This is a genomic window from Aerococcus sp. HMSC062A02 (assembly GCF_001809535.1).
Classification (GTDB): domain Bacteria; phylum Bacillota; class Bacilli; order Lactobacillales; family Aerococcaceae; genus Aerococcus.
This window is the reverse complement of the sequence record NZ_KV797921.1, coordinates 1-11,860: the sequence shown is the minus strand read 5'-3', so window position 1 is coordinate 11,860 and position 11,860 is coordinate 1. Positions and strand designations below refer to the sequence as shown.

At 54.7% G+C, this 11,860-nt stretch carries 8 protein-coding genes; all 8 read right to left on the bottom strand.

The window, feature by feature from the left end; genetic code table 11:
- Window positions 1-86: 86 nt before the first annotated feature.
- A complete protein-coding gene (gene ftsY / locus HMPREF2626_RS03610; RefSeq protein WP_070617566.1) occupies window positions 87-1,118 on the bottom strand; it encodes a signal recognition particle-docking protein FtsY in 1,032 nt (343 codons plus the stop codon).
- 49 nt (window positions 1,119-1,167) lie between these two features.
- Entirely contained in the window at window positions 1,168-1,998 is an 831-nt protein-coding gene (locus tag HMPREF2626_RS03605; RefSeq protein ID WP_070617563.1) for a Cof-type HAD-IIB family hydrolase, read from the bottom strand.
- Complete coding sequence (smc, locus tag HMPREF2626_RS03600) at window positions 1,976-5,578, bottom strand: chromosome segregation protein SMC (protein WP_070617560.1); 3,603 nt, start codon at window positions 5,576-5,578, stop codon at window positions 1,976-1,978. The genes HMPREF2626_RS03605 and smc overlap by 23 nt, the downstream gene beginning before the upstream one ends.
- Window positions 5,579-5,591: 13 nt before the next feature.
- Window positions 5,592-6,296 carry a ribonuclease III gene (gene rnc, locus HMPREF2626_RS03595; protein WP_070617557.1) on the bottom strand — a complete coding sequence of 235 codons (705 nt, stop codon included), beginning with the start codon at window positions 6,294-6,296 and terminating at the stop codon, window positions 5,592-5,594.
- A 799-nt stretch (window positions 6,297-7,095) separates the two neighbouring features.
- Entirely contained in the window at window positions 7,096-7,347 is a 252-nt protein-coding gene (locus tag HMPREF2626_RS03590; protein ID WP_070617554.1) for an acyl carrier protein, read from the bottom strand.
- 1 nt (window position 7,348) lies between these two features.
- Window positions 7,349-8,374, bottom strand: a complete 1,026-nt coding sequence (plsX, locus tag HMPREF2626_RS03585) for a phosphate acyltransferase PlsX (RefSeq protein WP_070617551.1) — start codon at window positions 8,372-8,374, stop codon at window positions 7,349-7,351.
- Between the two features lie 50 nt (window positions 8,375-8,424).
- Window positions 8,425-10,470 (bottom strand): ATP-dependent DNA helicase RecG, encoded by a 2,046-nt coding sequence (recG, locus tag HMPREF2626_RS03580; RefSeq protein WP_070617549.1) that lies wholly within the window; start codon window positions 10,468-10,470, stop codon window positions 8,425-8,427.
- Window positions 10,471-10,519: 49 nt separating this feature from the next.
- Window positions 10,520-11,539, bottom strand: a complete 1,020-nt coding sequence (locus HMPREF2626_RS03575) for an MsnO8 family LLM class oxidoreductase (RefSeq protein ID WP_070617547.1) — start codon at window positions 11,537-11,539, stop codon at window positions 10,520-10,522.
- Window positions 11,540-11,860 lie beyond the last annotated feature (321 nt).

The window sequence follows — 11,860 nt, the reverse complement described above, 5'->3', positions numbered from 1 at the left end:
TTAACGATCACTTTCAAGACGGAACGTATGCTCATCGGCACAATCTCCATCAAGCAAATAATCTGCTTTTCACTTCAACCCCCAGCCTATTGCACTTCCACCACATCGCGCACCATCTGGTAGATAAACTGCTCTGGATCGAACTTCTGCAGGTCATCCAGCTGCTCGCCCAGGCCAATAAACTTAACCGGAATATCCAGTTCATAGCGAATAGCGAAGATCACGCCACCCTTGCCGGTCCCGTCCATCTTAGTCAGGATAATACCCGTAATATTCACGACCTTGGCGAATTCCTTAGCCTGCTGGAGAGCATTCTGCCCGGTTGTGGCATCGAGAACCAAGAGCGTCTCATGGGGGCCATCCGGAATTTCCCGCTGGATGACCCGGTTCATCTTATCCAGCTCCGCCATCAGATTGGCCTTGTTCTGGAGCCGGCCGGCCGTATCTACCAAGAGATAGTCGAAGCCTTCTGCCTTGGCCCGCTTGACCCCATCGAAGACAACGGAGGCTGGATCACCCTGGTCGCGTCCTAAGACAATCGGCACGTCCACTCGCTGGGCCCATTCTTCCAGTTGTTCTACAGCCCCAGCTCGGAAGGTGTCCCCAGCCACGAGGAGGACTTTTTTCCCCTTGGCCTTCAATTGGTAGGCAATCTTACCGATAGTAGTGGTCTTGCCGACCCCGTTCACGCCCACAAAGAGCATCACGGTCGGGTCGTCCGTTTGGCTTTCATTGATTTCAACCTCAGGGCTTTCCCCCTTGTCGTAGATTTCAATCATCTTTTCGACCACGGTATTTTTAACCTCTTCACCGGACCGGGCATTCTTCAACTGGATTTCTTCGCGGACGGCATCCGACAGGGCGATGGTCATGTCGAAGCCGACATCGCTGGAAATCAGGGTCTCTTCCAGGTCATCAAAGAAGTCTTCATCCACTTCTCTAAAGCCGGCAAAGAGCTCATTAATCCGCTCTGAGAAGGTCTTCCGGGTCTTTTCAACCCCCTTGTCATATTTCTCAAAGACGATCTGCTCTTCTTTTTCTTCGGCTGTATCTTGCTTGTCCGTAACAATGGGGTCTTCCCCAGTGAAGGCTTTTTTAATGCGATCAAATAATCCCATGCTTGGGCCACCTTTCTATTTGTCCTTGCGACAACTTGTCGCTTCTGTCTTATTGTATCAAGTCTCCTGGTTTTTTTAAAATAAATTCTCTAAGGGCATAGGCGACCCCGTCTTGGCTATTGGACCGGGTGATTAAATCGGCCTGGGCCAGGATATCTGGATGGCTGTTGGCCATGGCAATCCCTGTTCCGGCATAGGCGAACATAGCGGCATCGTTGCGCTCGTCCCCAATCGCATAGACCTGGTCCTTCGAATAACCTAGGCGGTCGGCCAAAATCCCCAGTGCCTTGCCCTTGTCGATCCCCTGGGCCATGAATTCCAGCTCTTCTGGAACCGAATGGATGAGGGAGTAATCTTGGTAAAAATCCTGGGGCAGCTTGGGAATCTGGGCGTCCAAGTGGTCAGGCTCTGTGGCGACCACCAGCTTGGGGAAGGTCAGGTCGCCGTCAAGATCTGCCAGGCTAACTTTTTCAGTCGGTAGGAAGTCGCGGGCATCCCCATAGTGTCCCGGATAGTCTGTTGGATAGGGCAACTGGTAGACCCGGTTCCGGCTGACTGCTTCTAGAGGCAGGCCCAAGTCGTGGAGGACTGGGTAAATGCTTGCCAGGTCTTCCATAGTCAGCGTTTCTTCGAAGAGGACTTCTTGGCCACGGTTGGCAACCACCAGTCCCCCATTGTAGGTCACGCTGTAATGGTCGGCACTATCCAAACCCACTTTTTGGAGAATGGCTTCGATGGCCGCTAAGGGGCGGCCGGTGCAAATCACTATCTCGACGCCGGCTGCCAGGGCCGCTTGGATGGCCTGGCGGTTGGCCGCACTCACCTCCTTGTCTGGATTGAGTAAGGTGCCGTCAAGATCAATGGCCACGAGTGCTTTCATCACGAGACTCCTTTCCTTCTTCAAGTGCTTCCGCGTCAAAGTCGGCCAGGCTGACCGAGGCCAGCTTGGAAATCCCCGATTCCTGCATGGTTACCCCATAGAGGACATTGGCGGCCTCCATGGTGCCCTTGCGGTGGGTAATGACGATAAATTGGTTTTCTTTGGAAAAATTCTGTAGGTACTGGCCGTAGCGGCGGACATTGGCATCGTCCAAGGCAGCCTCCACCTCATCCAGGATGGTGAAGGGGATGGTCTTGACATGGAGGATGGCAAAGAGCAGGGCGATGGCGGTCAGGGCCCGCTCCCCGCCCGAGAGGAGGCTGAGGAGCTGGAGGTGCTTGCCGGGTGGCTGGGCCATGATTTCGACCCCGGTATTCAAGAGGTCATCGGGATCGGTCAGGACAAGCGTTGCCTTGCCCCCGCCAAAGAGCTTAGGAAAAACCTTCTCAAAGGCGTCGCGGATGGCTTCAAAAGTCACTTTGAAGCGTTCGGTGACTTCCTGGTCAATCCCCTGAATGGTCTGGTAGAGATTGGTCTTGGCCTGGTCGGCGTCCTCCCACTGCTTGGTCATGAAGTCATGACGTTCCTTAACCTCTTCATAGTCCTTGATAGCTGCCAAGTTAACAGGTCCCAGGTCTTCAATGGTCTGCTTGAGCTGGCGGACCTTGGTCGAGGCAGCTTCCATGGACATGTCCAGCTGGCTGATCTCCCGGGCCCGCTCATAGGTCAGGCCGTATTCTTCCCGCAGGTGGTCCAAGTGGTTGTCAATTGAAACCTCATAGCGGGAAACGGTCGCCCCGAGCTTGGCTTGCTGGCCCAGGGCTTCCTGGAGCTGGTCGTTTAAAGCTTGTTGTTTTTGATTCAGGTCTTGACTTTCTTTTTGCAGGTCCTTGCGGGCTTGACGGGCTAGCTTGAGGCCCTGGTCGACTTCCTTAAGCTGGGCTTTAGCCGCTTGATAGTCGGCCTGGTAGCGCTCGGCCTGGCCGGACTGCTCGCTCAATTCTTGGTCCAGGTCAGCCAGGGCCTGGATGGTTTGGGCCTGGTCTTTTTCTTTTTGTTTGAGGGTTGCTTGGGCGGCCTGGTAGTCCTTCTCAGCCTGCTTCTTCTGCTCGGCGAGGACAGCGAACTGGCTCTCAAACTGGCGGAGTTCGGCTTGGAAGTCCTGGAGGCGTTGGGCCCGGTCCGATTCGGATAAATTCATCCGCTCGATGCTAGCCTTGAGCTCTTGGACCGTCTCAGCTTGGCCCTTGGACTGCTGGGCTAGCTCTCCTGCCCGCAGATCCAAGTCTTGGACCTGGGCCTGGGCAGTGGCCTGGTCTAGCTTGAGGAGGTCCAGATCGGCTTCTAAATTCTTCAAGTCTCGGTCGACTTGGTCCAGGGCCTGCTTGAGCTCTTGCTCCTCCAAGCGGCTCTCGCTGCCGGCTTCCTTGACGGTTTCCATTCGGTCGACGATGGCTTGCCCTTTAGCCTGGACACTTTCACGCTCGGCCTGGCTCTGGCTTTGGGCCTGGGCCAATTTCTCTTGTTCCACTTGCAGGCGGTCGATCTCTTGCTTACGGGAGAGGAGACCGCCCTTGTCCTGCTTCTGCTGGCCCCCGGTCATGGAACCCCCGGCATGGATGATATCACCTTCCAGGGTCACAATCCGCTGGCGCTGACCGAGCTTGGCTGCCATCTGCCGGGCATTATCCATCTTGTCAGCTACCAGGGTCGTTCCCATGAGATTCAGCATGACAGCGCGGTAGGTCGGGTCATAAGTGACCAGGTCCGCCAAAACGCCCACATAGCCGGGGCAGGACTGGGCCTGGTTCAGGACTTGTTGGCTGAGCTGGCGGGGCCGGATCACAGCTAGGGGCAGGAAGGTGGCCCGGCCGCCCCGGCTTTTCTTCAGGGCTTGGATGACCTGGCTGGCTACTTTGGCATCTGCAGTGACAATATTTTGTAGGCCGCCGCCCAGGGCCGTTTCGACTGCTGCTGTATAAGCTGGGTCAACCTGGATCAGCTCGGCCACCGCCCCGTGAATACCAGAGATACGGTCCTTCATCCCCAGAGCATTCTTCACCCCGTAGAAGAAGCCGGCATGGCTCTCTTCCAGGTCTTCTAGGCTGGTTAACCGGGCTTGGACCTGGATCATCCGCTCATGGGCCTGGCGGTAGGCTTGGTCAGCTGCCTCTAGGTCGGCCTGGTAAGTCTTGGCCTCTTGGGCGAGTTCTTGGTAGTTGCTGAGCAAGTCTTCGGTCGCCTGCTTTTTGTCCTGGTAGGCCTGGTCGCGGTCTTCCCGCTCCTTGATCAACTTATCGTAGTGGGCCTGCTTGGCTTCCTGGTCCTTCTGGTAGCGGGCCAATTGGTCTTTGAGCCGGTCGCTTTCCTTAGTGATTTCTTTTTGTTCGTTATCGTAGCGAGCCTGGGCCTGGAGGGCGTCAATGTAATCATTACGCTTGGTCTCCAAAAGCTCGGCCTGGCCGGCAGTCAATTCCTCCAGGGCCTGGTTGAGCCGCTGGTGTTCCTTTTCCTGGTCGGCATAGTCTTGGCGCACCCGGTCCAAGTGAAGGCTCAGATTTTCGACTTCCTGCTTGGCTTCTTGGATGCCCTGGTCAAGCTCAGCTAAGAAATTCTGCTGGCTGGTCTGGTCGCGCTGGTGGAAGTCCTGCTTCTCCTGGTAGAGACGGATCTTCCCTTGGAGCTTCTCGGTCTTTTGGACCGTATCCACATAGTCCGTCTGGAGTTGGTTGACCTGGTCCTCCTTGGCTTCTTCCTGACTCTTGACCTGGTCGGCTTGGTCCTGGTAGGTCTTCAGGTCGGCCTTGAGCTGGTTGACTTGGTCCTTACACTCCTCCAGGTCGCGCTGGGCCACCTGCCACTGCTCGGACAGGGTCTCCACCTGGACGCTGGTCAGGGCGATCTCAATCTCTGAGAGCTCCTGCTTGGTCGCCTGGTACTTGAGGGCGACATTGCGCTGGTCCTCCAAGGGTTCGAGCTGGCCCGCCACCTCGCTTAAAATATCTTCAATCCGGTTGAGATTGTCCTCGGCCCGGGCTAACTTGCGCTCGGCCTCGACCTTGCGAGTCTTGTACTTCATCACGCCAGCTGCCTCTTCGAAGATCCCTCGCCGCTCTTCCGCCTTCTGGGTGAAAATCGCCTCCACCCGACCTTGGGAAATAATGGAAAAGGAATCCCGGCCCACGCCGGTATCCAGCATCAGTTCCGTGATGTCCTTGAGCCGGCACTGGCGGCGGTTGATCATGTAAGTGGCTTCCCCTGACCGAGTATAGCGGCGGCTGATAGAGACCTCATCCTGGTCAATGGCCAGGACCCGGTCCTCATTGTTGAAGGTCAAAGTCACCTCGGCATACTGGGCCTTGCGCTTGGCCTCCGACCCGGCGAAGATGACGTCATCCATCCGCTTGCCGCGCAGGGACTTGGCCGATTGTTCGCCGAGCACCCACTTAATGGCCTCGGTAATATTGGACTTGCCTGAACCATTGGGGCCAACAATAGCTGTAAAGCCCCGGTCCAATTCAATCCGGGTCTTCTCCGCAAAGGACTTAAAGCCGGTCAATTCGATTAACTTTAAATACACTGAAAGCCCCCTTCTACTGGTCTTTCTTAGCGAGCTGGTTTAAGGCTTCTTGGGCCGCAGCTTGTTGGGCGGCCTTCTTGGACTGGCCTTGGCCTTCCCCAATGACTTGGCCGTCGAGTGAAACGGCCATGCGAAAGACCCGGTTGTGGGCCGGTCCGGACTCTTCAAGCAGGTCATAGGAGAGGTTGATTTCACCGTTCTTCTGTAATTCTTCCTGGAGGGCCGTCTTAGGGTCCACTTGGCGGTTAAAGCGCCCAGCCTTGATCTTAGGATAGATATTGTCAGCCAGGATCACTTCGACAGCTTCTAGACCTAGGTCTTTGTAGACTGCCCCACAGACCGCTTCGTAGAGGTCGCACAGGAGACCGGGACGTTGGCGCCCGCCATTAGCCTCTTCCCCCTTGCCCAGGCGGATCAAGCGATCCAAGCCTAGTTCCACACAGCGCTTGGACAGACTCTCTTCGCAGACAATCCGGGCCCGGAAGCGGGAGAGGTCGCCTTCGCGGAGTTCGGGATAGTGGGCATAAAGGTAGTTAGAGACGAGGAGCTCAATCACTGCATCCCCTAAGAATTCAATTCGTTCATTGTCATTCAGGTCTTCGCGCTTCTTCTCATTCACATAGCTGGAATGGGTGAAGGCTGTTTCATAATAAGTCAGGTTCTGTATTTCTAACCCGAACTGGCTGGAAAATAATTCCTTAATCAATTCAAAATTCATACCAATCGCTCGCTTTCTTTTTTGTAATATAAATTTTTTAATTTAAACTGAAAACTGTGCTAGTGAGCATCCGTTACGCTTTGATTTTTTGTCGTTAAAAAGCCACGGCACCGGCTCGAGCCTCGGTCTCTCGCCTAGCGAGCTTCAAACGGCTAGTAGCGGCTTACGCCGACTATCCGTAATTCACATCGCTTGCTTATTCGTGGCTAACGACAATAAATCAAGCTTCACTCCTGCTCACAAGTAAATAGCAAAAATTTAAATATCAGTGCTAGTATCAAAAATATAAAATAACCTAGTAATCTTTGTTTTTATCTTAGCAGCAGTAATCGTTGAGTATTAGAAAAGCAATAATAACCAAAATAGGATCAATTCGACTAGATTCTGCCTTATGATACTTTTGCCTATTTATTAAATTAAATACGATTAATTCAGTTTTTTCAAAAGCAAAGGCATATTTATTATTAATTTTTATAATCGCTGATAAAATTTCATGAATTTTACCATTCATTTTATGAGCAGGAGTGGAGCGTTGAAGTTGGTCCTTAGCCATGAAAAAGCAAGTAAAGCGAATTACGGAGCGTAGGCTTTAGCCGTACGGTCCGTTTGAGATTTGCTAGGCGAGAGACCAAGGCTCGAGCCGGTGCCATGGCTTTTCAAGGACCAAATTCAACAGCGCAACGGATGCTCACCAGCACCGTTTACAGTTTACACTTACATTTTTTATATCTATACCGAAACAAATAGACTAAGCGATGGAATATCCAGCAGGGCTCGGACATTCCATCGCTATCTATCCTCAGGCTTTATCCTCGGCTGAGGGGACGTTATCGCGGATGTAATCGAGGACATCCCCCACCGTTTCGATCGACTCTACCTCATCATCAGGGATCTGGATGCCGAAGATGTCTTCAAGTTCCATAATCAATTCCACCACGTCCAGGGAGTCGGCGCCGAGGTCGTCAGTGAAGGACAGGTCCCGGCTGACGCGTTCGGCTTCCACCCCGTAGCGGTCAATGATCATTTGAAAGACTTTTAACTCCACTTCCATCTCAATCTTCCTCTTTCTCTCTTTGGGCTAAAGTTTCAAAGTCTTGGGCTAGTTGGTCGTAAAGCTGGCTATCGACCATCTGCCGGGCTTGGAGGATGGCATAGTAGAAGGCATCATCCTTGGCTGAGCCGTGGCACTTAAGGACCGGTTGCTTGACGCCAAAGACCACTCCAGCGCCAATATTATCGGAGTTGAGGCCCGCAAAGGCCTTCTTGAGATCTTCCTTGACCAAGAGACCGGCGACCTTACTCTTCCAGGAGGCCGTCTTCAGGGTGTCGGACAAGAGGGTCACAAAGGCCTTGCTGGCACCTTCCAGGCTCTTGAGGACCATATTGGCCGCAAAACCATCTGCCACGACCACATCGCAAGCATCGTTGAGGACCTCGCTGGGTTCCACATTGCCGATGAAGTTGATCGTCTCTTCCTGGCTGAGAAGCTCATAGGCGGCCTGGGTGAGCTGGTTGCCCTTGCCGGCTTCCTTGCCATTGTTCAAGAGACCGATCCGGGCCCGGTCGATCCCCTTGACCGCCGCCATGTAGGCCGAGCCCATGATGGCGTATTGGTGGAGGTGGGCTGGCTTGTTGTCCACATTAGCGCCCCCATCGATCAGGACCCAGGACTTGTTGAAGTCTGTAAAGCAGGGCATGTTGACTAGGAAGGCGGGCCGGCTAATGCCTTTCATCCGCCCCACCTGCATGAGGGCCCCGGCCATCAGAGCGCCCGAATTGCCGGCTGAGATAAAGGCGTCGGCCTGGGCCTTGCGCACGGCCTTTAAGCCGAGAACCATGGAAGATTTTTTCTTCTGGCGGAGGGCCTTGACGGGCTCTTCTGCGGTACCGATGACTTCCTCTGCCTCGACGATTTGGAGGTTAGCCGGCAGGGCGTCGGGCAGATAGGCATCTAAGGCCTCCGCCTGGCCGTATAGTTGAATCTCTAAGTCTGGGTATTCCTGGGCAGCCTTGAGAGCGCCTCTCAGAGGAACTTCTGGGGCGTGGTCGCCGCCCATGGCATCAATTGCAATTCTCATTGTTTTCTCCTTTAATCCTTGTTTTTGTCTTGCTTCATTGGTCAAAAGGGCTAGGCTTGAACATCCTGGTCCAGGGCCTTGAGATAGGTCAAGAGTTGGGGATAGTCGCCAGCGTGGGTCTCCAGATAGGGCATGAAGTAGCCCACATCCTGGCGGGCGGCTTCGAGGATGGTCGCGTCCGCCAGGGGATCCGCCAGTTTGAAGCTAGGCAGGCCACTCTGCTTGGTGCCAAAATAATCCCCCGCCCCCCGGAGCTCCAGGTCAGCCTGGCTCAGGTAGAAGCCGTCCGTCGACTGGGTCATGATGGCCATCCGTTCACGACCGTTCTCGGTACGGGGATCGGCAATCAGGACGCAATAGGAGGGGGCATCCCCCCGGCCCACACGCCCGCGCAACTGGTGGAGCTGGGCCAGGCCGAAGCGGTCAGCGTCCAGGATCATCATAAAGGTCGCATTGGGGACATTGACCCCGACCTCAACCACCGTGGTGGCCACCAAGACCTGGCTTCTTCGCTCCTGGAAGTCAGCCATGGCCTGGTCCTTCTCCTCATTGGACATTTTACCATGGAGGAGGCCCACCTGGAAGCGGCCCGCAAAGTAAGTGCAAAAGCGCTGGTAGATCTCTTCAGCGTTCTGGGCTTCCTGGGTCTCCGATTCCGCAATCAGGGGGCAAATAATATATGCCTGGTGGCCCAATCGAAGCTCCCCTTCCAATTGGTCCAGGGCCGTCTCTTCCTGGCTGGGACGCAGCCAAGTCGTGGTGATGGGCTGGCGGCCGCTGGGCAGGTCTTTGAGCTTGGAGACGTCCATGTCGCCCATGGTGGTGATCTCCAAGGTCCGCGGGATAGGGGTTGCCGTCATGTAGAGAACATTGGGCAGGGCCCACTTGCCCTTCTCGATCAAACGGGCCCGCTGCTTGACCCCGAAGCGGTGCTGCTCATCGATAATGATGAAGCCGAGCTGGGCAAAGTCGACCTCGTCCTGGATCAGGGCATGGGTCCCAATCAAGAGGTCTAGGTCTTCATTGGCCAGGTCTTCAAGAATCTGCCGGCGATCGGCGGCCTTGGTCGACCCCGTCAGACAGGCCAGCTTAAGGTCAGAAGGCAGGAGGCTCTGGGCCGACTGGTAGTGCTGGTCGGCCAGGATCTCTGTAGGTACCATAAAAGCCCCTTGGTAGCCTCCGTAGACAGCCGCCATTAAGGCAATGAAGGCTACGACCGTTTTCCCGCTCCCCACATCGCCCTGGAGGAGACGGTTCATCTGATAGGGTTGGCGGAGGTCGGCACAGATCTCGTTGACCACTTCTTTTTGTCCCTGGGTGAGTTCGAAGGGAATGGACTGGATAAAGCGGACCAGGGCCTGGTTGTCGTAAGCGATGGCAATGCCTTGTTCAGACCGGCGCTTGACCAGCTTCCGCCATTGGATGCGGAGGATATAGAGGAAGAATTCCTGGTACTTGATCTGGTAGCGGGCCTGGCGGGAGGCCTCCCCATCCGCTGGAAAGTGCATCCACTCCAGGGCTTGGCGGTGGGTCACTAGGCCATATTTCTCCCGCAATTCATCGGGCAGGACTTCTTCAATCTGGTCAGCATAGAGCTCCCAGGCCTGGCGGATATAAGTCACGAGCTGCTTCTGGGACAGGCCGGACGTCAGCCGGTAGACCGAGGCTTGTTCGCTCAGGTCGTCGGACTGGGCTAGGTCAATAATCCGCTGGCCAATCATCTGCTGGCGGTTGGCGTCGAACTTGCCGTAGACCACCAAGTCCTCCCCTACCTTGACCTTGTCCTTAAGATAGGGCTGGTAGAAGAAGACCACCCGCAAGACCTCGTGCTGGACGGCCAGGGTGAAGGTCAGCCGGCTGCCTTTTTTGCCGCGAAAATAATCGATAACGGCGGGCGTTGTGACCCGGCCCATGACCGTCGCCTTCTGCCCGTCTTCTAGTTCGGCCACATCCTTCACCGATAAGTCCTCATAGCGAAAAGGGAAGTGGTAGAGCAAGTCCTTCACCGTTACAATTCCAATTTTTTCCAGGCGGTCAGCCGTCTTAGGACCTACCCCTGGGATCTTTGTCACCGGATCGGAAAGACTTGACATCATGCTTCACTTCCCTTCTAAATATTCTTCTTTAATTTTAACATAAATGGCCTTAAATCACTATCTCGCTCAAGATTTCCAACAATTGTTTGCGGTAAATGTGGGCCGGCAGTTGGTTGAGCACCATGAATTCGTCGCAGTCCAAGCGCTTCTTCAAGCTCTGGAGCTGGCTGGCCACCTGTTTGGGCGTCCCGACGACTTTTTGGTTCTTATTCTCCCTCAAGAGGGCTTTTTCTCGCTGGTCAAAGGGGAAATCGGCAGCATCATCGACCGAGAGGAGCTGGTAGACCGACCGCTTGTCGAACTTGAAGGCTAGGCTCCAATAGTCAACTGCCGTCTCCAGGGCGGGCAGGAGCTTCTCATCATAGGCTGCTACCACATATAAGGACACAATGACCCGGGGCTGGCTGAAGAAGGCGGAGGGCTCAAAATTGGCCCGGTAGTCGGCAATGGCCCGCTCAGCTTCCTTAAGGTCGCTATTGATAAAGAGGCCATAGTTCAAACCAAAACCCATCCGCGCTGCTGCTTGGACATTGTTGGCACTCCCGGCTAGGATAAAGAGCTCAGGCTGGTCCCCCACCCGGTGGGGAATCAAGAGCCGGTTGGCATAGGGGTGGCCAGGCGGAAAGGAATTCGCCAAGAAAGCCGCCGTTGACTGGAGCTTCTCCTCATAGGTCAAGTCAGACTGGAAGAATTCCCGGTCCAGGATGTCATTCATGGCATCCCCAGATCGACTCTTGCCTAGGCCTGCATCGACGCGGTTGGGGTACATGGCCTGGAGGGTGCGGATCTTCTCCGCCATCTGATAGGTCGACTGGTTATTGACCATGGCGCCCCCAACCCCTACCCGGATCTGCTCGGTCTTTGAGGCAAAGTGCGCCGTTAGCAAGAAAGGACTCGAGCTAAAGATCGACGGTGTGCTGTGGTGCTCCGCAAACCAGTAGCGTTTTAGCTGGAGCTGGTCCGCGTACTGGATCAGCTGGGCCGAGCTATCAAAAGCATCCGCCGCCGTCGTGTCCTTGTCCCGGGGAATAAAATCCAAAATCCCAATATTCGTCTGCTTGCCGTTCATTCCAACATTCCTCCCACGCCCACTAGCCACAAGCACTGGGCTCTGCAATTTTCCTCATTAAGGCTATTATAACACTAAATTATAGTTAGCCTAGAAGCATTTCCCCTCCTGCCTATCCAAGGGTTGGCCAAAGCAAGGCAGGGCCTATCAACTGAGCCGATCACCGGAAAGTCTTTGTCCCGAAGTTTTGGGGGATTTGTACAGATTTTGTATTTACAAAGAAATAAATGGTTGATTAAGGCTGTGCTGATGAGCATCCGTTGCGCTGTTGAATTTGGTCCTTGAAAAGCCATGGCACCGGCTCGAGCCTTGGTCTCTCGC

Bases quoted from the DNA above. Each gene is read 5' to 3' on its own strand.
- recG (WP_070617549.1), bottom strand. From the start codon at position 10,470: ATGATGTCAAGTCTTTCCGATCCGGTGACAAAGATCCCAGGGGTAGGT.
- HMPREF2626_RS03590 (WP_070617554.1), bottom strand. From the start codon at position 7,347: ATGGAAGTGGAGTTAAAAGTCTTTCAAATGATCATTGACCGCTACGGG.
- plsX (WP_070617551.1), bottom strand. From the start codon at position 8,374: ATGAGAATTGCAATTGATGCCATGGGCGGCGACCACGCCCCAGAAGTT.
- HMPREF2626_RS03605 (WP_070617563.1), bottom strand. From the start codon at position 1,998: ATGAAAGCACTCGTGGCCATTGATCTTGACGGCACCTTACTCAATCCA.
- HMPREF2626_RS03575 (WP_070617547.1), bottom strand. From the start codon at position 11,539: ATGAACGGCAAGCAGACGAATATTGGGATTTTGGATTTTATTCCCCGG.
- rnc (WP_070617557.1), bottom strand. From the start codon at position 6,296: ATGAATTTTGAATTGATTAAGGAATTATTTTCCAGCCAGTTCGGGTTA.
- ftsY (WP_070617566.1), bottom strand. From the start codon at position 1,118: ATGGGATTATTTGATCGCATTAAAAAAGCCTTCACTGGGGAAGACCCC.